We start from the raw sequence: 24861 nt of genomic DNA on the forward strand, positions 1-24861 counted from the left end.
AATTTTTATATACAAGCTTTACGGAATACAATTGCTGATTTCCTATACATGTTATAGAGAAGTCAAAAACATAAAATAGTATTCTGAAGTGATCCTTGTGCTACCTACCAAAGAACTTATTGACCAGGCAATTGAAGCTGTCTTAAACTTTAATGACGAAAAGGCATGCGAAATTGCACAAGAGGCACTGGAACTTGGAGTTGATACTCAATATCTTTTAGAGCATGGTTTTCATGCTACACTCGCCCTTATGAAGAATATGTTTGATGAAGGAAAGATCTACCTCCCACATATGATCGCTGCTGCGGAAGCAGTAGAAGCTGCCACTAAAATAATGATGCCGGCATCTAAGGAGAATGCACCGGTAAATTCTAAAGGTGTCGTGCTTCTTGGCACCATAGAAGGCGATATACATTCCATTGGTAAGGACATAGTTGCAACATCCCTTCAGATAGACGGCTATGAGATCATTGATCTTGGTGTGGATGTGCCTGTGGAAACCTTTGTTGAAATGGCAATAAAATTCAACCCTGACTTGATAGCAACATCTGCTCTGATGACGATCACGATGACAAACCAGCTGACACTTGAGAAAAGTCTCAGGGAAGCAGGTATCAGGGATAGATTGAAGACAATGGTTGGAGGAACACCTGTTACACCCGAATGGGCAATGGAAATAGGTGCTGATATATACGGAGCAGATGCATCCGATGCAGTCAGAAAAATAAATTCTATTATGTGGCCTGAAAAAGAAGAAACATTAATTATCAGCAAAAAGAATTGTCCTGAGCATGTTTGTTACTGAGTAACAAAATAATAGTATATGGTTTATTATTCTTGAGTGATCAAATTGCAGAAAATTGATGTTTAATAGCTGAAGAATCAGAACGCAGGCAAAAATGAAAGCGTTTTTGGGAGAGATGATGTTAGGGAATGCAGAGGGAATCTGCCTGCGTTCTGTTTTTTAGACGTTTTTCTCTTCAGCGTTTTTCCGATGAACACATCGTACCACCTATGGTCAGCAAAGCCCTGGTCAAAGAGGATTTGTGACCGCACACCCTAGTATCCTAAAATAATATATAAATATTTCTACATTATAATATATAATGAGACTCATCATTATGAGATTAGGATTTTGGGGAGAAAAGAGAGATGACAAAAATTAAAATTTAAAAAAGGAAGATCAACTATTCAATATTGACTTGCAACATATGCAACAAGCATATACCTAAATGCTTTTCCTATAAATACAAAAACAGTGAATTGAGCAAAATTATACCTCAAAAGACCTCCTGCAACAGCTATTGCATCCCCGATACCTGGAAGCCAAGTGAACAAAAGGGAAATACCTCCATATTTTTCAAAACCTCTTTCTACCCTCTGAATCTGCTCATCGGATATACGCATATATTTGTTTATAACAAGTCCTCTCCCTGTGAACCCTATATAATAAGAAGTACATGCACCTAAAAAATTTGCCACAGAGGCCACAATGACTACTGAATATATGTTGAATTTATCAATAACCATTAATGCTACCAAGCCTTCTGAACCAAGAGGGAGAATTGTTGAGGCCAGAAAACTCGTAACGAATAAACTGATATATCCATAATCTGTCAGAATTGTTGTCACATCAATCATCCTTTCTCACCTCTTTTCAAAAGTTATAAATACATTCTTCATATATTTACTTATGCAATAAAATAAAACAATAATTGGTTGGGTAAATAATTATGATTGCTGAAAAATATTCAGAGATTAAAATTCTAATTAATCCACTAAAGGCAATATCTATTCTATTAATTCTATTAGCTTTCGCGTCTCCAGCATATGCTGGAACACCAGTGGTAGATACACAAATTAGTTTTACCCCTAGTCTATATCCTGGAGAATCTTCTACATTGAAAGTGATTGTGTCAGAAGTAAGTGGAAGTGACTGGGTGAAAGATGCTACTGTATCGGTGCAGATATCACCTAGTAGTGGAGTTGTTATAACCCCTTCCAGTCAAAGTGTATCTAGGATTGATAAAAAATCCAGTCATACATTCACTTTTCCTATAGAAATTGTAGAAAGTGCTTCATCTGGAAATCGTAACATAATTGTTACTGTCAAATATTATGAGATGGATTTGCTCAACATTAATACACTTGGGCCTTATTATTTACAGGATAACCAGTATTTCAATATAAATAATCCGTATGGTAAGATATCTGTAAATACCAATCCTCAAAATGCGGACATCTTTCTTGATGGACAATATAAAGGCACTTCTCCAATGACTATTTCCAATGTAATACAAGGTAAACACACATTGCTTCTGAAAAAAGAAGGATATAATGATGTAAGCACCAGTGTTACAGTAATACCAGATTCTCAAAGCGCAATAAGTAAGATTCTTTCTCTAAAAACAGGAAGTGTTAGTGTGTCCACAACACCAAGTGGAGCTAAGGTGTATATAGATGATAAGTATATAGGAGCAAGCCCACTAACATCAACAGGCCTTTTACCAGGGTCACATGCCATCTCAATTAGTATGAATGGTTATAGGGATGTTTCTGACACGTTTATAATCAATGCAGATTCTTCTTCAAGTTACAAGAAATTATTGGTCAAGCAAAATGGAAACATTGATATTGATTCTACACCCTCTGGCGCAAAAGTATATTTGAGTGGTAGCTACAAAGGCGTGACACCACTCTATCTTGAAAGTATATCTCCAGACACATATAATATAAATGTAGTAAAAGATGGCTACAAAGATTTGCAAAGAACTGTGACTGTAAAAGATGGATCTACAGTTTCTGTTTCGGCATCCTTGGAGAAAATGAGTATTGCAGAAAAAGTTGTCAAACAAGTCAGTGAAGAGAGCTCAAGCATCAGCACAAAAAATACAATTTCTACAAAAGAAATTGAATTCAAGGCACAATTGTTGGAAGCTGGATTCATAGTATTCTTATTAATCATATCATTTATTCTTCTTAGAAAAATCTTTAAAAATAGAGTAAGAGAAACACCAAACATAGGAAATCAGAATATAATCAACAACATACATTACGGAGATAACATTGAGACAAATATAACTGATTCAGTTGTTCAGCGCACTAATATAGGATCAAAAAGAGAAACATGCCCTTATTGCAACGATGCAGCAAGCATGGGTGACGTTTGTTCTGCGTGCGGAAGGCATATAGAAAATACAAATTCAAAACCTTAAGTATTCTATAAAAAAGCAAAATAAAAGCTCTTCAGCTTTCAAAGTCCATTCACAAACGCTTCAATCCTTACCAGAGCCTCTTCAATTTCCTCTCTGGAAGTTGCGTAGGAGCATCTGAGGAAACCTGTGCCGGCTTCACCGAACACAGTACCAGGAATTGTAACGACCCTCTTCTCGTTCATGAGGCGTTCTGCAAACTTCTCGGAGGTCAGGCCAGTGCTTTCAACAGATGGAAAAACATAGAATGCACCCTTTGGCTCGAAGCATTTGAGTCCAATCCTGTTCAGGCCGCTAACGATAAGGTGACGACGGCGGTCATAGTCACGGACCATTTTCTCCATTTCGTGCTTGCCGTTCTTGAGGGCTTCGATTGCGCCTATCTGAGCTGTTATTGGTGCGCAGAGCATTGAATACTGATGAATCAGCATCATAGCACTGATTATCTTCGGGGATGCCATGGCGTATGCAAGTCTGAAACCAGTCATTGCGTATGCCTTTGAGAAACCATTCAGCAGGATTGTCCTCTCACGCATTCCTTCAAGGGATGAAAAACATGTGTGTCCGCCATTATAGGTCAGACAATCGTAGACCTCATCAGAGATTACCATGATATCGTGCTCACACACAACATCAGCAATAGCCTCAAGGTCAGCTTTGCCCATGGTTGCACCTGTGGGGTTATTTGGATAATTGATAATTACTGCTTTGGTCTTTGGAGTAATAGCTGCTTCAAGTTCCTCGGCGGTCAGTTTGAAATTATTCTCAAGCTTTGTTGAGACTATTACAGGAACACCACCTGCAAACATCACTGAAGGAACGTATGCAACATATGAAGGCTGGACAACAATGATCTCATCACCCGGATTTGTAATTGCACGAATAGCCACATCAAGGGCTTCGCTTACACCGGAAGTAACAAGAACCTCAGAGCCAGGGTTGTAATTGACTCCGTACTTTGCAGCATAATAGTCTGCAAGCTCCTCGCGAAGCTCAATAAGACCGTAATTAGAAGTATATGAGGTTTCACCGCATTCAAGCGAGTGGATGCACGCCTCTCTTATGTGCCAGGGAGTCACATAATCCGGCTCACCTACACCAAGGGAAATAACATCTTCCAGACCTGATGCAAGATCGAAGTAGCGACGAATGCCTGAAGGAGGCACCTTGTTCATAACATCAGCTACAAATTTAGAAGGGGTGCATGCTTTTCTCATATATTATACATCCTGTAAATGTGACCCGATTATCAATTATGGAGTCACCGGTAAACGTGAAACATGGTCCTGCTCGTGGAGGATAACGCCATCCTCTTTATAGGTTTTCAGGACAAAGTGAGTTGTTGTATGCTGTACCTGTTCAAGAGTAGATATCTTCTCGGCAACGAAGAAAGCAACTTCTTTCATTGTCTTGCCAGATACCGTAAGTGAAAGATCGTATTGTCCGGAAAGAAGTCTCACTGAACGAACTTCAGGGAACCTGTACAAACGCTCAACAAGAGGCAAGTAACCTATTGATCTTTCAAGGCTGACCTTAAGCTCGATTATTGCATAGACATTCTCATCACCTGCAAGATCCCAGTCAATGACAGTCTTGTACTTGCGGATAATTCCGCTTTCTTCAAGCTCTTTTACTATCTTGTCAACTTTATCTATAGTGAGTCCTGTAAGGGTTGCAATCTTTTCATGACTTATTCTTGCATCCTCTTCAAGACATTCCAGAACATGACGTGTCGTATTATCCATCATTTATTTAGCAACCCCATAACACCAGACAATCAAGTTAAAAAGAAAAAAGAATGCCCGATTACTCGAGCAATACCGCGTTCACAACACCATCCTGACCTGGACGGCTTGTGATCTTTGCATTACCAAGAGGAGTCTTGATAACTGAGCCTTTTGTAAGGATGTTACGCCTGACGTAGTGCTCGTTTGCAGTATTTCCGGTAACGGTTTCAATGGTAGTCTTCTGGGTCTTACCCTGAGCATCTGTTACGTTTGCAACGTTGCACTGGAGAAGTCTTACCTTTCTGTTTCCGCCTCTTGTGGAAACATTCTTTCTCTTTGTTTCATTGATGTGAGTGTCAGCAGATTCGCGACCAAGCTCGAACTTTCTTTTGCTGCGAGCGGATTTGATTTTAGCACCTGTGTAGGTTCTTCTAGATCTACCTTGCCATTTCATGATATATCCTCTTATGATTGTTATATAAGTATGAATTGAATTAACATTGTAATTCGGATTAAATCTGGTATGATTTATGGACGTTCCTTTAATAATAAGATGCTATATGAACTTTACGAGTGATGGAGTACATGTACTTCCCTTTACAGAAAAGCAAAAATGAAAAGAAGAATCATCTTCTCCACTGTCTTTCATAGACAATTCATAAATAAGTCCAGCGCTTATATCAATGTATGCTTCGCGTAACATTTCTTGGAACAGGAGGATCCCTTCCAACCCCTGAACGCAACCCATCGGCCATCATGATCAACCGTGAAGGCGAGCTTATGCTCTTTGACTGCGGAGAAGGGGCACAACAACAGATGATGCGGGCCAAAACGGGGATGAAAGCACTTTCATCCATATTCATAACCCATTTTCATGCCGACCACATACTTGGAATTCCCGGCCTCATTCAGACGATGTCCTTCCACGGAAGAACAGAACCACTAAAAATATACGGACCACATTGGATACATGAATTTGCAAGGATACTCAGCTCCCTGGGATATTACAAATTAAAGTTCGAGATAGATGCAATTGACCTTTCACCAGGAGATGTGATCAAAAGGAATGAGTATTCCATCGTTGCACTCAAAACAGAACACAGCATACCAAGCCTTGGATATGCATTGGTAGAGAACATGCGTCCCGGAAGATTTGACCGGCAGAAAGCCATTGAACTTGGAATTCCACCCGGACCTCTTTTCTCAAAACTTCACAAAGGAGAATCAGTTGAAGTAGATGGAAAGGTCATACACTCTGAAGATGTAGTGGGAGAAATGCGACCCGGAAGAAAAATAGTCTATACCGGGGATACGCGTCCATGTAAAGCAATACTTGAAGCCAGCAAGGATGCAGACCTTCTTATCCATGACTCAACACTTGCCAGCGACCAGCAGGAGTGGGCCATCGAATCCATGCATTCAACCTCAGAAGAAGCAGCAGCTCTTGCAAAGGAAGCGAATGTCCTGAAACTTGTACTTACTCACATAAGTTCCAGGTATTCTGACAATCCATCGCAGTTACTTGAAGAAGCTAAAAAGATATTCGATAATGTTATTGTTGCCGATGACCTGATGGAACTTGATGTACCCTATAGGGACAAGACCTAACCGAGATGCAGGAAAATAGAGGTAAAAAAGATAAAAAGTGATAACTGGATATATTTTAAAGGAAGGTCCAGTCAAGTCTTTTGCCATTATCATCGTAAAGTGAGACTTCCATTGATATTTCCATATCTTCTAGATCATATGGCAGGCGTTTCATACCTATATACAGAACATCACCCGGTACATAATCAAACCCTTCAGGTTTGACCTTGCCGAAATACACACGACCACCAGATTCTACTTCTTCAACTGTGACACCTTTCCACATGAGAGTGTCAATTATATTCACTATGACACATTCGAAACGGTCAGATTCATTTACCTCAGACATAGCTCTCCGATATATTTCTCAGGTTTTAAAAAGATAATCCTAGAACGAACACTTAGGATCAGATGCACATTAAATGTACATCCTGTCAGTGTTTGGTGATGTAGGAATATTCTTTAGCTTTTTTACAGAAGCATAAAGGTCATCCTGAATGACATATTCCCTGTCTTCGATAATAACATTATGAATAGCAGTCTTCAATACCTTACTAACAATATCCCTTCCTGAAAGTCCTTCGGTCATCTTTGCAATGGCAGAAAGATCAAGATCCCTCACAGGTAATGGAAATGTTTCGACATTGGATTCAAGGATTGCAAGACGCTCTTTCTCATCAGGCAGTGTGAACTCGATCTCTTCTTCAAACCTGCTTCTTACGGCAGGGTCAATAGTATCTGTGCGGTTGGTAGCACCGATAGTACAAACACCTTCACGTTCAACGATACCGTCCATCTCAGTCAGCAGGGCATTGACTATCTCTGCAACATCGCCACGCAGTTCCTGGTGTCTGCGGTCAAGTGCAATGGCATCAAGCTCGTCTATGAAAATGATACATGGAGCCATTTCCTGCGCACGATCGTATAACTGATGGATCTGCCTGGCACCTTCACCTACAAATTCACCGATGAGTTCCGTTGCCTTTACAGGAAGAATTGGGACATGAGCCTTATTTGCAAGTGCCTTTGCAAGCATAGTCTTTCCGGTACCGGACGGACCGTAAAAAAGTACATTTCTTGGTGCCCATTTACCAAACTTCTCAGGTGCTTCCAGAAAACGCTCAATTAACTTGCACTTCTTGCGTGCGCTTTGCTGTCCGATAACATCATCAAATGTGACCTCACTTCTAAACTCAACAGCAGGAGTACTGCTAATAACCGTTTCATTCACAATTATATGCGTATTCTGGCCAATAATAGAACCAGGTGGTTCGACATCAATTACTTTGTATGCGAAATCGGGAAACATCCTGCGGTCAAAGAGATAATCGCCTTTGTGTGCAATATAGCCTTTCCACTGCTCACGTGCATAGTGTTCAAAAACTCCCGGATCTGTGATCTCAGGATATTCATCAAGAAGACTGGTCATTGGATAACCGGCAGGCTCCAGGATGAGAAAATCAGCCGTACTTTCCCCGGGTTCAGAACTTGGTTCCCTGCTGGATTTAGTAGTCGTTTTCTGGGCAGTCCTTACTATATGTATCATCTCTTTTATTTTCTAATACTAATTGATTTAAGAAAGCTATTAAAGCTAACCCTTAAACCTATTTTAAGATTCAAAAGGGTTTTTGCCCTTAACAGGCCGGAATTTCATCACATATTGCAATCCTGGATTTAAAAGACACGGTCAAGGGGACTCTATTAAGTTTTAAAACAAACATATGAACGAATAATAAATATAGTAATTAATACTATATTAATAGATTAATGATACATGAACGCACACTGAAAAACGTAAAGATCACCAGTGTGGTAAACACTGTTCTGATTCTCATAATCAGTATATTTGGATTCGTATTAGTTGTGCCATTCGTTATTTCAAAAGATACGAATTCCCTGATCGTCAGCTTAGCTTTGATAATTTCCACATTCACAATAATCTTCTATGCAAGTAGGCAGATAGAGAAGAAGAACACTGAACTGGAAATGAAAATAAGTGAACTGGACAAAATGCATAAAGAGTTGAACGAGAAGCATAAAGGATTAGAATATCTTGTATCCCGTAACACAAAGATAGAGAACATGATATCTTCATTGATCTCTATGTTCATCAAACCGGGGAACATAGATGGAACTCTGGATGAGATATTAAAGAAAACAGCTTCTTTCTGTAATGCAGAATATTGTTACCTTTTTTTATTCAAAACAAATGGGGATCCATACATATCACACAGCTGGAAAAATGAGGGAAAAAACGAAAAGAAGAGTGTTTTTGAATCAACACCTTATTCCAAATTCCCATGGCTCGGGAAAAAGATCGTTCAAAAACAGATGATACACATCTCAAAAGAAGAACATCTTCTGCCCGCTGCTGACAGAGAAAGAAATATCATCTTATCAGACGAAATCCAGTCATTGATGGTAGTTCCGGTAGAATCTGAGTCATCATGTATCGGATTTATCAGTATTGAAAGTACATCAAGCAAAAACGATTGTGACCTTGATAATATTCAGACATTGAAAGTTTTATCAGAGATAATGAGTACAGCCCTTAACCACAGATCATTCCTTAAAGACCTCGGACTTTTTAAAGACCTTATTGACAGGTCAAATGACTTCATTTTCATTATAGATATAGAAAAGAATCGTATCCTTGATGCAAATGAAACTGCGTGCAAAGAACTTGGGTACACCATCAAAGAGCTTACAGTCATGGAAGAGAATGGTCTTAGTTCACTTTTTGAAGATACATTCTGGAAAAGTGACCTTCGTGACCTTGCAGGAGACAGGTATCTGCAACCTGGCCAGACACTTACCAAAAAGGATGGAACAAAGATACCAGTTGAGATGAATATTACTTTTGTAACCCATGACCACCATAATTATGCTCTTGCCGTTGTACGTGGCATTGCCGCACGTCTGGATATGGAAAGCAGACTTGCAAAGACAAAGCAAGTAATGGAACTTGCCATGGAAGGTGCCGATCTTGGAATGTGGGACTGGAACCTCAGGACAGATGAGGTCATGTATAATGAACGCTGGGCAGAGATGATCGGATACGATGTCAATGATATTGAAAAGAACATAGAAAGCTGGAAAAAACTGGTTCATCCCGATGACCAGGAACTGGTTGAGAATATCATAAATGAGCATATCAACCACATAACACCGTTCTTTGAAGCAGAGTTCCGTATGAAGAACAGTAAAGACAGATGGCAGTGGATACTTGCCAGAGGTAAGATAACAGAATGGGACAAGAATAACGAACCTTTCAGGTTTACCGGTACTACAATGGATCTCGATGAGAGAAAGAAAGTAGAGGAAGAATTACGACACTCAAATGAACTAAAAGATCTGTTCACTGATATTATGCGCCATGATCTGCTCAATCCTGCAGGAAATATCAGAGGATTTTCAGAAGTGCTCTATGAGCTGGAAGAGGATCCTAAAAAATCAAAGATAATCGGCAGTGTGCAGCGCAACACCAACAGGCTCATAGATATGATTGAAACAGCTGCTAAGTTTGCAAAGCTTGAAGCAACAGAAGAACTGGAATTGAAAGGAATAGACATTATGGCAAGTCTGAGAAATGTTATCGAACAGTTCGAACAACAGCTTCATGATAAGAACATGATCCTTCATGTACGGGCAGATGGGAACTATCCTGCAATGCTCAATCCTATAGTAGAGGAAATTTTTGCCAATTATATATCCAATGCCATCAAATACAGCCCTGAAAAAACAGAGATCAACATTGATGTTATTGATCAGAACTACACATGGATGGTAACTGTAACAGATTCCGGTGAAGGAATCTCTGATGATGCAAAACCACTGGTCTTTGACCGCTTTAAAAGGGTGAACAAGAGCGGAGTAAAAGGAACCGGGCTTGGACTTGCTATTGTAAAGAAAATAGCTGAACTGCTTGGTGGTTCGGTGGGCGTAGAGGACAATCCGGAAGGAAATGGAAGTATGTTCTGGGTAAAGCTCAGAAAATATCATGGGACTACGAGCGATGATACATCACCTATCATAGGCATTGAAACTAACATTGGAACAGAAACTAACATTGGAACAGAAACTAACATTGGAACAGAAACTATCCAGAATATAAATACTGAGATGCATTCAATGTTGCATTAGGTTTAAGGGACATAATAACCATCAGAAGCCTTTGATATCAAATATCATGAGGAAATAAGATGGAACTTGATGAACTAATCATAACAAGGGCTATAGTTGATGAATTTTCAAAGGTTTTTCTTGATTACACAGATGTTGATGTGGCACTTGTAGGTGGAGGACCGGCAAACCTTGTAGCTGCTAAATATCTTGCAGAAGCAGGTCTTAAAACCGTGCTGTTTGAGAAGAAACTCTCCATAGGCGGAGGTATGTGGGGAGGCGGAATGATGTTCCCACGTATAGTTGTACAGGCAGATGCAAAGCATATCCTTGATGATTTTGATATTAATTACCACGAATATGAGGAAGGATACTATGTTGCAAGCTCTGTGGAGTCTGTTGCCAAACTCATTTGCGGAGCCACTGGAGCAGGTGCGGAGATATTCAACCTGATAGATGTGGAAGATGTAATGATCCGGGAAAACGACGCTGTTTGCGGACTTGTCATTAATTGGGGAACTATTTCCATGACACGGCTTCATGTTGATCCTCTTGCCATTAAGGCAAAGGTTGTCATTGACGGAACCGGACATGATGCAGGGATATGCAGTACGGTCCTAAGAAAGATACCAGGTGCAGAGATAGGCACAGGCATCCCCGGAGAAAAACCAATGTGGGCAGATATTGGGGAGCGTGCCCTGATGGATACAACTAAAGAAGTATATCCCGGACTGATAGTTGCTGGGATGGCAGCAAATGCAGTTGCAGGTGCACCCAGAATGGGGCCTGTCTTTGGCGGGATGATGCTCTCCGGTAAAAAAGCTGCTGAAATTGCAATTGAAAAACTGAAAAAAGAATAAAAAGAGATTTTATATATAAGCAAACACGCCTGAGGACACTGTTTAACATGTTTCCGAAGGAAAAGTTTATGTAAGAAACGGACATCTATAGGGTGCTTTCAAGTAAAGCACCTACTTCGTGCCGGGGTAGGGTAGCGGTTATCCTGTAGCCCTGTGGAGGCTACGATTCGAGTTCGATTCTCGATCCCGGCCCCATTTTCTAATTAGTCTAATTATTGTTTTAAGCTATATTCATGAAATATGCAAGATTATTTGCTTGGCAATTGCAGAAAAGATTAAATCTAGAATGAAAAATTACGTTTTTCACGTTTTTATCTACAACATTACGTTGTATTGCCCATCATACTATCGTATGAAGGTTAAACCCCATCCCGATGCAAGGGGTGGTACATCCTTGCAGAATCTGAGATAACAGATCCATTTTTACGTTATGTTTTGATACTATTTAACAGTACACATTAAGTGCGACAGTACTATAATACTAAGATTATACAATATGTTAAAAAATATGAATGGTTAATTAACATAATGAATACAGTGTTGCTTTTAAATAACTAAGCAAATGTCAAAAGAATTGAAATGAAAAATAACAGAAAATTAAATAAATAGTAGTTAAAACTCATTCAGTTTTAACTGCCTTCTCTGACACATATCTTCACCGGGAATTTCTACAGGATATGCACCTGTAAGACATCCTATGCACAGATGATCCCTGTCTATTCCTATTGATTCTACCAGACCATCTATACTAAGATAACCAAGTGAATCGGCATTGATCACTGCTTCAACACCCTTAATGGTCTTGTGAGCTGCTATGAGCTCTTCTCTGGAAGCCATATCAATTCCCAGATAACATGGAGCAATGATCGGAGGACTACCTATACGTGCGTGAACTTCAGTAGCACCTGCGTTACGAACCATATCAATGATACGGCGCGAAGTAGTACCTCTTACTACACTGTCATCAATAAGAACCACTTTTTTGCCTTTGATATTCTGGCCAATGGTATTCATTTTCAGGCGCACCGCAGTTTCGCGCATTGCCTGACCGGGAAGAATAAAAGTTCGACCAATATAACGATTCTTCATCAGACTTTCTTCATAATCGATCTTAGATCCTTTTGCATAACCGATAGCAGAAGTTATGCCAGAATCAGGCACCGGAGATACCATATCTGCATCCACAGGATGCTCAAGGGCAAGCCTTTCACCTATTCTTTCACGGACCTTATAAACCAGTTGTCCATCGATGATAGAATCCGGGCGTGCAAAATAAACATATTCAAAAACACAGTGAGCACAATACTTCTCTTCAAAGAGTTGATAAGATTCAACCTCACCATCGCGGAAAATAAGAAGCTCTCCGGGCTCCACATCCCTGATAAGTTTACCGTTGAGCGTATCAATAGCCACACTTTCAGAAGCAACCACATAACCAGAATCAATAGTACCAAAACACAAAGGCTTGAATCCCATCGGATCCCTTACAGCCATGAGCATGTCATCTATTAATATGGTAAGTGAGTAAGACCCGTTGAGTTGTTTCATCACATTACGTATGGCATCAACAGGATCATGTTTCAAAAGCTCCTTAACCAGAAGATGAGCTAGTACCTCAGTGTCAGAACTAGCGATGAATACATGACCTTCAGCTTCAAGCTGATCACGCAGATCATAACCATTGACAAGATTGCCATTGTGAGCAAGAGCTACATTGCCGCTCTTATATTTTACAATAAAAGGCTGGCAGTTCTCTATACGTGAGTCACCGGAAGTAGAATAGCGAACGTGGCCGATGCCCACATTGCCTTTGAGTCCAACAAGTTCATCCTTGTTGAAAACCTCAGGCACAAGACCCATACCTTTTAGGGTATGAGGTTCTCTGCCATCATGTACAGTTACTCCAGCGGATTCCTGTCCACGATGCTGCAGAGCGTATAATGCATAATATATGCGAAGCGCGGAAGGGACTGGATGTGGTTCTTCATCGAACTGTACAACCCCAACAACACCGCATTCTTCGCGCATTTATATCCCTAGTCTAAAAAGACTTAATATTTGCACTTTGCCTGCCACTTGTAGCTTCTCATACGTGTGCTCTTTCCAAAGCCACAGGATGTACACTGTTTTGTGTGAATGTTGAGTGAAACACTACCGCAGCGCCTGCATTTTACATGTGTGCGCTTTTGTCTTTTACCCATTGAGGGAGTACCTTTTGACATTTATAATCACCTTTAATATGAAATTCCTTAATTGATCAATAATAATTTTAAAGCCTATGAATTACAGCCTGGAGGTTACCCATGATATTGCTAGTAGTTCTTATAGGTTACGTTCATTTTCAGGGAGATACGTAAACTACGTTGTCACCTCTGATTACAACACTACCCAGTTTTCTTACAATTTCTCCTTCCTTAAGTTCCTCTGCATCATCAAGTACAAGGTTCATATGTACGTCATATCCCTGGAGTTTTCCACGGAATTCCCTTGCGCCTTTAAGTCTCACAATTACAGGTGTGTTCAAAGCATCGTTCAGTATATCAAGAGGTCTGTTTCCCATTTTAGTCGCCTCAGTTAAGTAGGTCAAATAAATTCTACACTTAAACTTGTAGTTAATATCTAGCTTGTAAATTTGTTTATTTACATATACATATTGCGATGCTCCAATGTTGCATATGCTGTATATAAAACTATCGTGATGAACAGTTTTCAGATATCCAGAGAATGCAAAGCCATGAAAATTAGTCGCAAAGATATATAGGTCCAGTTGACCAACTGTTATATAAGCGGCAAGACATTTAAGAGCTCCGTCACACGTCAAAGAAGAGATGAGGGATCAAATGAGCAAAATACCAGTCATACTTTCCATAGCAGGGTCAGATTCCGGTGGAGGTGCAGGAGTTGAAGCAGACATCAAGACCATAGCCTCACTTGGACTCCATCCGGCATGTGCCATCACGTCAGTTACCGCCCAGAACACACTGGGAGTCAGAAGTGCCTACGACATCCCCTGTAATGTGATTATAGACCAGATTGATGCCGTTTGCGAAGACATGGATATCACATGGGCAAAATCCGGTATGCTTTCCTCATCAGAGATTACATCAACTGTTGCAGAAATGGTTAAAAAATATAACCTTAGAATTGTGGTTGATCCGGTAATGGCAGCAGAGGCTGGCGGAGACCTGCTCCGAAAAGAAGCTGTACAAACCCTACGAGATGAGCTCTTACCTGTTGCGGAGGTTGTAACTCCGAACATTAACGAGGCAAACACACTTGCAGAAATGCAGATAGAGACTGTAGAAGATGCAAAACATGCCGCAAAAGTCATCAGTAAAACCGGAGTCAAATATGTCATTGTCACCGGAGGACACCTGGACGCCTCTGATATAATATATGACTCCTGTAATGACAGGTACTTTACTATAAAAGGAATTTTCATAAAAGGTGGCACCCACGGATCAGGATGCACATATTCCTCATCTCTTGCTTCATTCCTTGCGAAAGGACATAGCATAGAGGAAGCTGCCAGAATGGCAAAAGAATTTGTTGTTGAAGGCATCAAAGGAAGCATACCTGTAGGCAAAGGTGTCGGACCGATTAACCAGCTTGCATGGCTCCTGAACAATGTAGAACAATGTGCAATTATCAATAACGTCAGAGATGGAGTGCAAATCTTAAAGGAAACAAATGAGTTCGCAAAGCTCATCCCTGAAGTTGGATGCAATATCGCAATGGCACTTCCAAATGCGCAAAGTCCGGCAGAAGTAGCGGCTGTAACCGGCAGGATCGTAAAACTCAAAGGCAGTGCTCATGTTGTCGGCGATATTGAATTTGATGCAAGCAGCCATGTTGCCAGAATAATTCTATCTGCAATGAGATATGACACTTCTTGCAGGGCGGCAATGAACATCAGATATTCGGAAACTATACTTGATATCTGCAGGGAACTGGGATTTACAATCTCATCATTCTCAAGGAATGAAGAACCTACTGACACACATACAATGGACTGGGGAACATCCTTTGCAATTGAAGCCTTCAAATCCGTACCAGACATAATATATGACAAAGGCGGGGTCGGAAAGGAAGCAATGATACGGATCATGGGACGTAATGCTGTTGATGTTGCTAAAACTGCCGGAAAGATAGCCGAAAAGTACCGGCATTTATGATACTAAATATTTTACCAATCCATAATATTACCAATACATGCCAGAAATAGATTTTACAAAACAAATTCAGGTATCTTCAAGAGTGAAAATAAAATGGAAACAGAATTTTTCAAAGACCTTTACCTGTCAAAGGAAATAAGGAAAAGTATCCGTGAAATGGGTTTCAGGAAAGCAACAGAGATCCAGGAGAAATGTATCCCTGTAATAATGGAGGGTAAAGATGTCATTGGTCATGCACAGACAGGAACCGGCAAGACTGCTGCCTTTGGCATTCCCCTTATGGAAATGCTTGAAGCAGCTGAGAGGAAGACTCAGGCACTTGTAGTTTGTCCTACAAGGGAACTTGCAATACAGGTATCTGAAGAACTGGGAAAACTTGCAAAATACATACCTGAAATGCAAATTTTAGCTGTTTACGGCGGAGCCGCAATGGAGTCACAGGCAAATGGTCTGAAAAATGGCGCACAGATTGTTGTAGGGACACCTGGAAGAATAATTGACCATCTGGAAAGAGGAAATTTCCACACGGATGATATTGGAATTGTTGTGCTTGATGAAGCAGATGAAATGCTGAATATGGGTTTTAGAGATGACATCGAAAAGATACTCAATAATACGCCAGCGGACAGGCAGACACTTCTCTTCTCAGCAACAATGCCGGGACCAATACTCAAACTGACAGACATGTACCAGAAAGATCCGGTACATATTAAAGTGGTACAGAAGAAAATGACAGTTCCTCAGGTAAAACAATATTATTTCGAAGTGAAGGATAACGCAAAACAGGAATCCTTAAGACGCCTTATCGAAGCTGAGAATATCAAATCTGCACTCGTTTTCTGTAACACCAAAAAGGAAGTTGACAAACTTGTAATCAAGCTGCGCTCCAGAGGATATCCCGTTGATGCACTTCACGGAGATGTCAAGCAAAATAAGAGAGAGCAGCGCATGAACAAATTCAGAGATGAGGACATAGGCATCCTTATTGCTACTGATGTTGCTGCAAGGGGTATTGACGTTGACAACATTGAAGTTGTTTTCAATTATGACCTGCCACATGACCCTGAGATATACGTACACAGGATAGGGAGAACAGCACGTGCCGGCAGACCCGGACTTGCATATAGCTTTGTAACAGCAAAGGAAAAAGCAAAACTGGAATCCATAAAAGAGACAACTAATTCCGATATTGAGAAAAGGGAACTTCCAAGCAATCGTGACATCGAAAAGATAAAGGAGAACAGGGTTGCCGATGAAATTAAAATGCTTGTCAGACGTGGAAAACTCGATAAATATGACGAATTCGTTGCCGGCATAACGGATGATGACATGAATTACCGTCAGATAGCAGCAGCCCTTGCAAAGATGTTGCTGAAAGGTGACAACTGATCTAACTAAAAAGATTCAAATAACCAATTATAATTGAGGAAATTCAATGAAAGATTTTGTAATAATAGGACATAAAGCACTGACCACCGGAGATTTCTCCCTGAATGACCTTCCAGGCTCTGCCGGAAGGATGGACATTCTCTGCAGATGTGTCAATTCAGCCCTTTTCCTCTCACACGGAATGAGACGTGATGTGAATGTCCACCTTGTGCTTCAGGGAGAACCAGACCCTGCTAAAATTGTCAGGTTCAATGGAGAGAAACTGAAATATCTTAATCCTGATGAGAGAAGCAGTGGTTCCCTTATCAAGAAAGCACTTGAAAAGGATGCAATTGAGTATGAGATACAGTCAACTCCCGGAGTATTCATACGTCGTGCAGGACTGGAAGAGCTGCTCAAGGAATTCAGTGAGGCAGGCAGGGATATTTACTACCTGAGAGAAGATGGAAAGGACATCATGGAATACTCCGAACTTAACTCTGATGCTGTGTTCGTCCTTGGTGACCATATGGGTGTTACTGAAGAGGAAGAAGAAATGATAGATAAGGTTGCAAAATGCACACTTAATATCGGACCTATTTCCCTGCACTCAGACCATTGTATGATAATCATCCACAATGAACTTGACAGGAAAGAAGCCTAAAATAGTCAAAAAAGGTTATATTATATAGTACCTATTTAAGCAAATCCTAAATTCCCCACATAATATACTACAAAGTGATCCAATGAGCATACTTGAAACCGCTAAGAAAATAATCGAAGAAGGCCCCATCTGCGACCATTGCATGGGCAGGCAGTTCGCCAAATTGTCCACAGGCCTTACCAATGTTGAAAGAGGACAGGCTATCAAGCTAGCCCTTACAATGGAAGGCGATGCAATATTCAAAGAATCAGGCGATGATTCACTTCTTGAAGAGATGGCAAAGAGCAGCAAATATGCCAGGAAGACGTTGAAGATAGAAGGCGAGGATGAAAAATGCTGGGTATGCCTTGGGATCTTTGAAAACCTTGATGTCTGGGCAGACAGAGCGGTGGAAAGCATCGGAGACAGGGAGTATTCAACAATCCTGGTTGGTACTAAGGTCAGTGGACTCATTGGGGAGAACGAGGAGATACTCTGGAGTGAGTGCGGGATCACACAGGCTGAGCAGTTCAAGACGGAAATGAACCGTGAGGTCGGTAAGCTCATTTCTGCACACACTGGCAAAGATGTGGAATTTGAGAGGCCGGACCTTGTTATAACCCTTGACATTGCAGATGAAAGCACAAGTGTGCAGGTAAAATCACTCTACGTACAGGGAAGATACAGGAAACTTGTAAGAGGAATCCCGCAAACTAGATGGCCATGCAGAAGCTGCGGTGGCAGAGGATGTGAGCAGTGTGATAACACTGGTAAACAATACCCTGAATCTGTGGATGAGCTCATTGGCAAGGAACTTGTAGAGATGACAGAGGCAAAGGATTCCAAGTTCCACGGCGCCGGAAGGGAAGATATCGATGCGCTGATGTTAGGTACAGGAAGACCATTTGTAGTAGAAGCTGTTAGCCCCAGAATACGCAGCATAGATGTCTGGGAACTTGAAAAGAAGATAAACGAGTTTGCAGACGGGAAAGTTGAAGTTGAAGGACTAAAAATAGTTGAAAAGGCAGTAATTGAGACTCTGAAGTCCTCAAAGGCGGATAAAGTTTATAACCTTAAAGTTACATTCAAAGAGCCTGTTTCCACGGACAAACTGGAAGATGCTATAAATTCACTTATCGGAGTACAGATACATCAGAGGACTCCGCAGAGAGTGGCCCACAGAAGAGCGGATCTTGTCAGGAAACGATATGTCCACAACATGAAACTCGTTGAGAGAACAGATGATTTCGCTATCATAGAGGTGCATTGTGATGGCGGTCTGTATGTCAAGGAACTTACATCAGGAGACGATGGAAGAACAGAACCAAGCCTTACAGGGCTTCTGGGCATCCAGGCAAAGGTTGATGAACTCAACGTCATTAAAGTAGACATATAAATAAGTCCTAAAGACTCACATACAATTCATACATTAAAATCATATTTTCAATGGAGGAAAATAATCATGGCAACATCACACGGTGAAAAACACTGCACAAGATACAAGTTAAAGAAGACCTCAAGAGAAAGAGGACTTTCACCAGTAAGCAAGGCAATTCAGGAGTTCGACTGCGGTCAGATGGTCCATATCGACATCGACCCTAGCGTACAGAAGGGAATGCCACACGCAAGATTCCAGGGAAAGACTGGAAAGATTACCGGTCAGCGTGGACGTGCTTTCGTCCTTCAGATAAGGGACGGAAACGCAATGAAGGAACTTATATCCCTTCCACAGCACCTTAAACCACAGAAATACTAAAAATTCATAGCAAATTCAGGTGTAATACCTGGATTAGCTTTATTTATCGTTAGATATATCTTTACTGCATATATTTAGCGATAATATTTTATCCCTAAATATTTGTAATCATATTGCCATTTCAATGTGGCTTTAATCCAACTAATGCATAGAGTGTATATCAATGATAGTAAAAGAAGTTCTTAGTGAAGAGTTGTTGACCCTGTCTGAAGTTAAGGGTATGCTGCACGAGATTATGGAAGAACGCCTCAACAGTGAGGAAGAGCTGGGCTATGAACTGCGCAAAGCTATCAACCATGCAGAGATGTTCTCAAAGACAACTCCTGAAAAGGCAAGAGATCTTGTAAACAAACTTCTTGAGCTGGAAAAGATGAAGCCTGAGATCGCAATCAGGATTGCAGACATCATGCCACAGTCAAGAGATGAGCTCAGATCACTTTACGCAAAAGAAAGATTCACACTTACCGAAGAAGAACTCGATGAAATGCTAGACCTTGTTGAAGAAGCAATGGATTAGATTTATATTCGATACACCCCTTTTTTTACATCGAGAGAAGTTGTAGCAGTAGCAATAGGTATGCCACTGGAGGGAATGAATATATGCAAGCAAGGGGAAAACCACCTGAGAAAGAAGAGTACGCATGGATTTTAGATTATCTTCCATATGGAAGCACCGATGATAAACGCCCTTCATATCAAAAGAAACCTCTTGTCCAGGCAGTCGGAGAGAACCATTTCGTTCTGATGGAGCTTGTGCCAAAAGAAGGTAAAGTACCTGACATACAGTCAAGGGTTTATATTGGTGATGGTGACAGAGATCTTATAGACCATGTAAAACACCGCATCACATATACTGATCTTAGCCATGGAGCTCAGCTTGAGTTGCCATACATCCTGGAAATGACCGTTAAACATCACGAGGACAGGTTTGTACAATTCTTTAACGATGCACATCCAATCACAAACAGACTTCACATGCTTGAACTACTTCCGGGAATAGGGAAGAAGCTCATGTGGGCCATTATTGATGAAAGGAAAAAAGGAACTTTCAAGACCCTTGCAGAACTTCATGAAAGGGTCGGCGGAGTGCATTCCCCCGAAAAGGTCATCGTGAACAGGATAATAGAAGAGCTGAAGGATGAGAATATCAAATACAGGCTTTTCACAACTCCATCACGCCGTCCACGTAATCACTAAAAGGTGTTCGTTTCTTGGTCTATGAGATACTCAGAAAATATGGTATCCGTGGTGGATACCATGACCAGCATTTTTTGATCGACGAAAGGATCCTTGACAGAATCGTCGATGCTGCAGACATAAAGCCTCATGAGACAGTGCTGGAAATCGGTGCAGGTATCGGAAACCTCACAGAAAGGCTAATGGCAAAAGCCGGCCATGTCATTGCAATCGAGAGGGACCCTGAACTTATTTTTGTATTAAAGGACCGTTTTGGAGAACCAGAGAATTTCACGCTCATACATGGAGATGTGCTTGAAGTTGACCTCCCGCCTTTTGACAAAGTTGTTGCTAATCTTCCTTACTCAATCTCATCTGAGATCACATTCAAGTTATTCAAATACGATTTTAAACTGGCAATCCTGATGTACCAGTACGAATTCGCACAGAGACTGGTAGCCCACGCCAATTCTAAAGATTACAGCCGCCTGTCAGTCAATGCACACTATTTTGCAGACACTTCAATGATAATGAAAATACCAAGAGGAGCATTCTCACCTCCTCCAGAAGTGCTTTCAGCTGTTGTTGAGATTAAACCACGCCCTGCTCATTTTGAAGTTCTGGAAGAGAAGTATTTCCTTGATTTTGTCACTGCGGTTTTCGGACAGAGACGAAAGAAGATGAGAAATTCTATATTAAGAAATAAGCAGCTTCTGGGCATTGATGACATGAAGGATTTCATAAATGAGTTACCGCAGGAATTGCTTGATAAAAGACCGGAAAATCTTGAACCGGAACAATTCGCAGAACTTGCGAATATAATGTTCAGGCATAAAGAAAAATGATATTCATCCATGGTTACAATTGAACACAGAAATGCAAAGGTCAAATTGGCCGAGCAGGTTTATGAACCCGCTGAAGATTCCTATTTACTGGCAGATACTGCTCTTGACCTTGTTAAAGATTGTATGAGCATTCTGGAGATTGGAACAGGAACTGGTTTTGTTTCTGCTGTCCTGAAAGCTAACAGGAATATCAGCCTTATAGCTACAGAGATCAGTCCCATCGCTGCAAAATGTGCGAAGTCAAACGGAATAGATGTTATAAGAACTGACATGTTTGCCGGTCTGATAGAAAAAAAGCAATTTGACGTTGTGTTATTCAACCCTCCTTATCTCCCTACATCTGAAGATGAAAAAGTACCCGGGTGGCTTAACTATGCATTCGATGGCGGCGTAGACGGACGGAAGGACGTAGAACCCTTTATGCAACAGGTTAGCAACTATCTCAAACCTCATGGATTTATTCTTATGCTTATATCATCACTTACAGGCATAGATGAAGTTATTGAGAAGATGAGAAAATACTCATTCAATGCACAAGTGATTGCCAGCGAAAAATGCTCTTTTGAAAAGCTGGTAATTATCATGGCAAGTGCAACGAATAACGAATAGAATGTCAGCACTCATTTGTATAGTCTGGTATTATATAATATGTTTGCATAAAATACCATCACGATTTCTCTCTTGAAATTGGCCATCGCAAGGGAATAACTGGTAGAAATGATTAAAGCTATAATTCTCAACTTTACAGAAAAAAGTCATGACCGACTTAAAGGTGAACTAGAGGAGATGCACCATGAGTTTTCCATATATCACATGGACAATGGAAAGCCGGAAATTCCTGTATATGGAAATGACTTAGTATTTATTGCCAGAGTTGAGAACAATGATCAGAAATACATAAAAGAAGCAATCGAAATTTCATCCGCCAGCAACTCACCGGTCCTTTTTATAATATCAAACCCTGATGAACTCTTCTTTGAAACAATTGCTGATAAAGAAAATGTATGGTACATTAAAGAACCATATATTACAACTGAACTTAAACATATACTTGAGCATCTCGGTTCTCTGCTTGAGAAAAAAGAAGACCAGTTCCGCCTGATAGCAGAAAATGTAAATGATGCCATTTTTGTAATGGATATAGCAGGAAACTTTTCTTATTTCAGTCCCTCCATAAAAAATATCTCAGGTTTTACGCAGGAAGAAGCTGTTAAGAAGAATCTTTCAGGATGGATAACAAAAGAATCCTACGAATATTGTATTGACCTTATTAATCATTTCGCCATAGAATTGAGCAAAGGGATTGTAAATGTACCACCGACTTTTGAAATCGAACTCATATGCAAAAACTCAGAGATCATATGGGTAGAACTTACTGTAAGTCCTGTTGTCGATTCGAATAACAATTTCAAGCATTTCATAGGAGTTATCCGCGACATCAACTCCAGGAAAAACGCAGAAGAACGTTTCAGAATAGCCGCACAATGCGTAAGTGATCTGATATATGAATGGGACATGAAAAATGACAACATGGAATGGTTTGGAGATATTGATGAACACCTTGGCTATGAACCGGGGAAAATAAAAGGAACAATTGACTCATGGTCCAAACATGTCCATCCTGATGATCTCCCTGGTGTAACGGAGAAAATCAATAAATATCGTTTGAATGGTGAGAGTTTCGATGCCGAATACAGGATGATAACCAAAGATGAAAAAATCAAATACTGGATCGAGCATGGCCTTCCAGTTTATGATAGAGATAACAGAAAAATTCTAAGAACCATTGGTGTCTGCTCCGATATTACTGAACGAAAAGAAATCGAGAATGCTTTGAAAAAGAGCGAAGAGATGTTCAGGCTCATAGCAGAGAATGCCAATGATGTGATATGGATGATGAATGAGAATGGAGAACTCCTATACGTCAGTCCTTCTGTTCAGAAACTAAGAGGATATACTCCGGAGGAGATATTTGAACTATCCATTGAAAAAAGAATTGCAAATGAATCCGGTGTTCAGGCAATGAAGCATTGGAATTATTTTTTTCAGAATTTCAAAAAAGGCATAGTTCCTGATATATCCCAAAAACTAGAAGTTGAGCAGCCATGCAAAGATGGATCCACTGTCTGGACTGAAATGCACATCAATCCGATACTTGATGGTGAAGGCAATTTCAGATATTTCCTTGGAATTACCCGTGACATCAGTGAACGGAAAAAGAGTGAGCAGGAACTAATGAAACAAAAGAATATGCTTGACAGCATTTTCGACCTTGCACCTATACCCATGCTACTTCTCAATGAAGATGCAATTGTAGAGAATATGAATAACGCATGTGTAGAGATGTTACAGCGGAAAAAGGAAGACATGCCTGGGCTTAAAGCCGGAGAAGTTTTCGACTGCATAAATTCAGTAAAAGGAGAAGGTTGCGGAACTAATAAAGAATGTATCAAATGTATCTTTAATGATTCAGCCATTGAGACATTCAAAACTAAAAAGAATATTCATAAAAGGGAAGGTAAAACTGCCATACTTAACCCGACAGGTAAAGCTATTCAACTTAATGTGCTGGTTTCAACTGCATATATAGAAATTCCTGATGAACCAAAGATAGTTGTCAGCGTAGAAGACATCACTGCAAGGAAAATGGCAGAGAAAGCAACAATACTTTCAAAGCTCGAAGCAGAACAAGCTAATCGTACAAAAAGTGAATTCCTGGCAACCATGAGTCATGAACTCAGAACACCACTAAATGCGATCATAGGCTATTCGCAGATGCTTCAGGAAACTAATTTTGGAAATATGACAGAAAAACAGCAACGTTTTGCAAACCATATTTCTACAAGTGGAAAGCACCTTCTGGAGCTTATTAATGATATTCTAGACCTTTCAAAAATAGAAGCAGGAAAAATGGATCTTTACATGGAAACCTTTGATGTTAATGAAGTACTAAAGAATGTTTACAACATAATCGACCCACTCGCTGTAAAGAAAAATATAGAGCTTAATTTTGAAATTGACAAGGACATTTCCATATATGCCGATAAAGTCAGGTTCAAGCAGATACTCTACAACCTTATGAGCAATGCAATCAAATTCACACCAAACAGCGGGCATGTTACAGCAAAGATTAGCACAAATGAAAGTTATTTAAAAATATCAGTCATTGATGATGGGATAGGAATTTCTCTGGAAGAACAGAAAAAACTCTTTACACCATTCTATCAGGCAGATTCTTCAACAGCAAGAGAATACCAGGGTACAGGTCTTGGTCTGTCAATTGTGAAAAAAATGGTTGAACTTCATGGAGGCACTATTGCTATGGAAAGTGAAGTCGGAAAAGGAAGTACATTTACTTTCACATTACCCATAAAAAAAAATAAATAACGG

General features: G+C 40.3%; 24 protein-coding genes and 1 tRNA gene. 16 read left to right on the forward strand and 9 right to left on the reverse strand.

Annotation, left to right across the window (positions count from 1 at the left end; all coding sequences use genetic code 11):
- Window positions 1-97 precede the first annotated feature (97 nt).
- A complete protein-coding gene (locus BLP52_RS06815; RefSeq protein WP_091709990.1) occupies window positions 98-805 on the forward strand; it encodes a cobalamin B12-binding domain-containing protein in 708 nt (235 codons plus the stop codon).
- Window positions 806-1191: 386 nt separating this feature from the next.
- Here the strand turns inward: BLP52_RS06815 and BLP52_RS06820 are convergent, their stop codons facing one another.
- Window positions 1192-1641: a YqaA family protein gene (locus BLP52_RS06820; RefSeq protein ID WP_091709740.1), complete on the reverse strand. Its 450-nt coding sequence runs from the start codon at window positions 1639-1641 to the stop codon at window positions 1192-1194.
- Window positions 1642-1733: 92 nt separating this feature from the next.
- On the opposite strand from BLP52_RS06820, the gene BLP52_RS06825 reads away from it, so the two are divergent.
- Complete coding sequence (locus tag BLP52_RS06825) at window positions 1734-3215, forward strand: PEGA domain-containing protein (RefSeq protein WP_091709741.1); 1482 nt, start codon at window positions 1734-1736, stop codon at window positions 3213-3215.
- A 38-nt stretch (window positions 3216-3253) separates the two neighbouring features.
- On the opposite strand, the gene BLP52_RS06830 is transcribed toward BLP52_RS06825, so the two are convergent.
- The 3 genes from BLP52_RS06830 to BLP52_RS06840 form a co-directional block, all read right to left on the reverse strand.
- Window positions 3254-4429, reverse strand: a complete 1176-nt coding sequence (locus tag BLP52_RS06830; protein ID WP_091709742.1) for an aminotransferase class I/II-fold pyridoxal phosphate-dependent enzyme — start codon at window positions 4427-4429, stop codon at window positions 3254-3256.
- A 36-nt stretch (window positions 4430-4465) separates the two neighbouring features.
- Window positions 4466-4957, reverse strand: a complete 492-nt coding sequence (locus tag BLP52_RS06835) for an Lrp/AsnC family transcriptional regulator (RefSeq protein ID WP_091709991.1) — start codon at window positions 4955-4957, stop codon at window positions 4466-4468.
- 61 nt (window positions 4958-5018) lie between these two features.
- Window positions 5019-5393 carry a 30S ribosomal protein S8e gene (locus BLP52_RS06840; RefSeq protein WP_023844177.1) on the reverse strand — a complete coding sequence of 125 codons (375 nt, stop codon included), beginning with the start codon at window positions 5391-5393 and terminating at the stop codon, window positions 5019-5021.
- 233 nt (window positions 5394-5626) lie between these two features.
- Here BLP52_RS06840 and BLP52_RS06845 point away from each other — a divergent pair, with 233 nt between their 5' ends.
- Window positions 5627-6547, forward strand: coding sequence for a ribonuclease Z (locus BLP52_RS06845; RefSeq protein ID WP_091709743.1), 921 nt, complete (start codon window positions 5627-5629; stop codon window positions 6545-6547).
- 55 nt (window positions 6548-6602) lie between these two features.
- On the opposite strand, the gene BLP52_RS06850 is transcribed toward BLP52_RS06845, so the two are convergent.
- On the reverse strand, window positions 6603-6875 hold the full coding sequence (locus BLP52_RS06850) for a hypothetical protein (RefSeq protein ID WP_091709744.1): 273 nt from the start codon (window positions 6873-6875) through the stop codon (window positions 6603-6605).
- Between the two features lie 69 nt (window positions 6876-6944).
- Window positions 6945-8072: an AAA family ATPase gene (locus BLP52_RS06855; protein WP_202905739.1), complete on the reverse strand. Its 1128-nt coding sequence runs from the start codon at window positions 8070-8072 to the stop codon at window positions 6945-6947.
- 221 nt (window positions 8073-8293) lie between these two features.
- Here BLP52_RS06855 and BLP52_RS06860 point away from each other — a divergent pair, with 221 nt between their 5' ends.
- From BLP52_RS06860 to BLP52_RS06870, 3 genes are all read left to right on the forward strand, one after another.
- Window positions 8294-10669 carry a sensor histidine kinase gene (locus tag BLP52_RS06860; RefSeq protein WP_091709745.1) on the forward strand — a complete coding sequence of 792 codons (2376 nt, stop codon included), beginning with the start codon at window positions 8294-8296 and terminating at the stop codon, window positions 10667-10669.
- Between the two features lie 59 nt (window positions 10670-10728).
- Window positions 10729-11508: a sulfide-dependent adenosine diphosphate thiazole synthase gene (locus tag BLP52_RS06865; RefSeq protein WP_091709746.1), complete on the forward strand. Its 780-nt coding sequence runs from the start codon at window positions 10729-10731 to the stop codon at window positions 11506-11508.
- Between the two features lie 120 nt (window positions 11509-11628).
- Window positions 11629-11703 (forward strand) — tRNA-His (locus BLP52_RS06870).
- Between the two features lie 417 nt (window positions 11704-12120).
- On the opposite strand, the gene purF is transcribed toward BLP52_RS06870, so the two are convergent.
- The 3 genes from purF to BLP52_RS06885 form a co-directional block, all read right to left on the reverse strand.
- Window positions 12121-13536 (reverse strand): amidophosphoribosyltransferase, encoded by a 1416-nt coding sequence (gene purF / locus BLP52_RS06875; RefSeq protein ID WP_091709747.1) that lies wholly within the window; start codon window positions 13534-13536, stop codon window positions 12121-12123.
- 23 nt (window positions 13537-13559) lie between these two features.
- Window positions 13560-13730 carry a 50S ribosomal protein L37e gene (locus BLP52_RS06880; RefSeq protein WP_091709748.1) on the reverse strand — a complete coding sequence of 57 codons (171 nt, stop codon included), beginning with the start codon at window positions 13728-13730 and terminating at the stop codon, window positions 13560-13562.
- 119 nt (window positions 13731-13849) lie between these two features.
- Window positions 13850-14068, reverse strand: coding sequence for an LSm family protein (locus BLP52_RS06885; RefSeq protein ID WP_023844185.1), 219 nt, complete (start codon window positions 14066-14068; stop codon window positions 13850-13852).
- A 280-nt stretch (window positions 14069-14348) separates the two neighbouring features.
- Between BLP52_RS06885 and thiD the strand changes: the two genes are divergently transcribed.
- The 10 genes from thiD to BLP52_RS06935 all read left to right on the forward strand — a co-directional run bounded on the left by thiD (window position 14349) and on the right by BLP52_RS06935 (window position 24858).
- Entirely contained in the window at window positions 14349-15683 is a 1335-nt protein-coding gene (gene thiD, locus BLP52_RS06890; RefSeq protein ID WP_091709749.1) for a bifunctional hydroxymethylpyrimidine kinase/phosphomethylpyrimidine kinase, read from the forward strand.
- Between the two features lie 93 nt (window positions 15684-15776).
- Window positions 15777-17072 carry a DEAD/DEAH box helicase gene (locus BLP52_RS06895; RefSeq protein ID WP_091709750.1) on the forward strand — a complete coding sequence of 432 codons (1296 nt, stop codon included), beginning with the start codon at window positions 15777-15779 and terminating at the stop codon, window positions 17070-17072.
- Window positions 17073-17118: 46 nt separating this feature from the next.
- Window positions 17119-17715 (forward strand): tRNA (pseudouridine(54)-N(1))-methyltransferase TrmY, encoded by a 597-nt coding sequence (gene trmY / locus BLP52_RS06900; RefSeq protein ID WP_091709751.1) that lies wholly within the window; start codon window positions 17119-17121, stop codon window positions 17713-17715.
- Between the two features lie 82 nt (window positions 17716-17797).
- Entirely contained in the window at window positions 17798-19090 is a 1293-nt protein-coding gene (locus tag BLP52_RS06905) for a tRNA pseudouridine(54/55) synthase Pus10 (RefSeq protein WP_091709752.1), read from the forward strand.
- Between the two features lie 66 nt (window positions 19091-19156).
- Window positions 19157-19450 (forward strand): 50S ribosomal protein L21e, encoded by a 294-nt coding sequence (locus BLP52_RS06910; RefSeq protein ID WP_091709753.1) that lies wholly within the window; start codon window positions 19157-19159, stop codon window positions 19448-19450.
- 163 nt (window positions 19451-19613) lie between these two features.
- A complete protein-coding gene (locus BLP52_RS06915; RefSeq protein ID WP_091709754.1) occupies window positions 19614-19967 on the forward strand; it encodes an RNA polymerase Rpb4 family protein in 354 nt (117 codons plus the stop codon).
- 83 nt (window positions 19968-20050) lie between these two features.
- Entirely contained in the window at window positions 20051-20647 is a 597-nt protein-coding gene (locus BLP52_RS06920; RefSeq protein WP_091709755.1) for a DUF655 domain-containing protein, read from the forward strand.
- A gap of 14 nt (window positions 20648-20661) precedes the next feature.
- Window positions 20662-21471 carry a 16S rRNA (adenine(1518)-N(6)/adenine(1519)-N(6))-dimethyltransferase RsmA gene (gene rsmA, locus BLP52_RS06925; protein ID WP_091709756.1) on the forward strand — a complete coding sequence of 270 codons (810 nt, stop codon included), beginning with the start codon at window positions 20662-20664 and terminating at the stop codon, window positions 21469-21471.
- 9 nt (window positions 21472-21480) lie between these two features.
- Window positions 21481-22080, forward strand: coding sequence for a HemK2/MTQ2 family protein methyltransferase (locus BLP52_RS06930; RefSeq protein ID WP_091709757.1), 600 nt, complete (start codon window positions 21481-21483; stop codon window positions 22078-22080).
- 108 nt (window positions 22081-22188) lie between these two features.
- On the forward strand, window positions 22189-24858 hold the full coding sequence (locus BLP52_RS06935) for a PAS domain-containing sensor histidine kinase (RefSeq protein WP_091709758.1): 2670 nt from the start codon (window positions 22189-22191) through the stop codon (window positions 24856-24858).
- Window positions 24859-24861: the final 3 nt, after the last annotated feature.

It is taken from the genome of Methanolobus vulcani, assembly GCF_900100715.1.
In the GTDB taxonomy this organism is placed as follows: domain Archaea; phylum Halobacteriota; class Methanosarcinia; order Methanosarcinales; family Methanosarcinaceae; genus Methanolobus; species Methanolobus vulcani.

Bases quoted from the DNA above. Each gene is read 5' to 3' on its own strand.
- BLP52_RS06865 (WP_091709746.1), top strand. From the start codon at position 10,729: ATGGAACTTGATGAACTAATCATAACAAGGGCTATAGTTGATGAATTT.
- purF (WP_091709747.1), bottom strand. From the start codon at position 13,536: ATGCGCGAAGAATGCGGTGTTGTTGGGGTTGTACAGTTCGATGAAGAA.
- BLP52_RS06880 (WP_091709748.1), bottom strand. From the start codon at position 13,730: ATGTCAAAAGGTACTCCCTCAATGGGTAAAAGACAAAAGCGCACACAT.
- BLP52_RS06845 (WP_091709743.1), top strand. From the start codon at position 5,627: ATGCTTCGCGTAACATTTCTTGGAACAGGAGGATCCCTTCCAACCCCT.
- BLP52_RS06920 (WP_091709755.1), top strand. From the start codon at position 20,051: ATGCAAGCAAGGGGAAAACCACCTGAGAAAGAAGAGTACGCATGGATT.
- trmY (WP_091709751.1), top strand. From the start codon at position 17,119: ATGAAAGATTTTGTAATAATAGGACATAAAGCACTGACCACCGGAGAT.
- BLP52_RS06835 (WP_091709991.1), bottom strand. From the start codon at position 4,957: ATGGATAATACGACACGTCATGTTCTGGAATGTCTTGAAGAGGATGCA.
- thiD (WP_091709749.1), top strand. From the start codon at position 14,349: ATGAGCAAAATACCAGTCATACTTTCCATAGCAGGGTCAGATTCCGGT.
- BLP52_RS06905 (WP_091709752.1), top strand. From the start codon at position 17,798: ATGAGCATACTTGAAACCGCTAAGAAAATAATCGAAGAAGGCCCCATC.
- BLP52_RS06830 (WP_091709742.1), bottom strand. From the start codon at position 4,429: ATGAGAAAAGCATGCACCCCTTCTAAATTTGTAGCTGATGTTATGAAC.
- BLP52_RS06935 (WP_091709758.1), top strand. From the start codon at position 22,189: ATGATTAAAGCTATAATTCTCAACTTTACAGAAAAAAGTCATGACCGA.
- BLP52_RS06825 (WP_091709741.1), top strand. From the start codon at position 1,734: ATGATTGCTGAAAAATATTCAGAGATTAAAATTCTAATTAATCCACTA.
- BLP52_RS06850 (WP_091709744.1), bottom strand. From the start codon at position 6,875: ATGTCTGAGGTAAATGAATCTGACCGTTTCGAATGTGTCATAGTGAAT.
- BLP52_RS06930 (WP_091709757.1), top strand. From the start codon at position 21,481: ATGGTTACAATTGAACACAGAAATGCAAAGGTCAAATTGGCCGAGCAG.
- BLP52_RS06910 (WP_091709753.1), top strand. From the start codon at position 19,157: ATGGCAACATCACACGGTGAAAAACACTGCACAAGATACAAGTTAAAG.
- BLP52_RS06915 (WP_091709754.1), top strand. From the start codon at position 19,614: ATGATAGTAAAAGAAGTTCTTAGTGAAGAGTTGTTGACCCTGTCTGAA.
- BLP52_RS06840 (WP_023844177.1), bottom strand. From the start codon at position 5,393: ATGAAATGGCAAGGTAGATCTAGAAGAACCTACACAGGTGCTAAAATC.
- BLP52_RS06860 (WP_091709745.1), top strand. From the start codon at position 8,294: ATGATACATGAACGCACACTGAAAAACGTAAAGATCACCAGTGTGGTA.
- BLP52_RS06895 (WP_091709750.1), top strand. From the start codon at position 15,777: ATGGAAACAGAATTTTTCAAAGACCTTTACCTGTCAAAGGAAATAAGG.
- BLP52_RS06885 (WP_023844185.1), bottom strand. From the start codon at position 14,068: ATGGGAAACAGACCTCTTGATATACTGAACGATGCTTTGAACACACCT.
- BLP52_RS06820 (WP_091709740.1), bottom strand. From the start codon at position 1,641: ATGATTGATGTGACAACAATTCTGACAGATTATGGATATATCAGTTTA.
- BLP52_RS06855 (WP_202905739.1), bottom strand. From the start codon at position 8,072: ATGATACATATAGTAAGGACTGCCCAGAAAACGACTACTAAATCCAGC.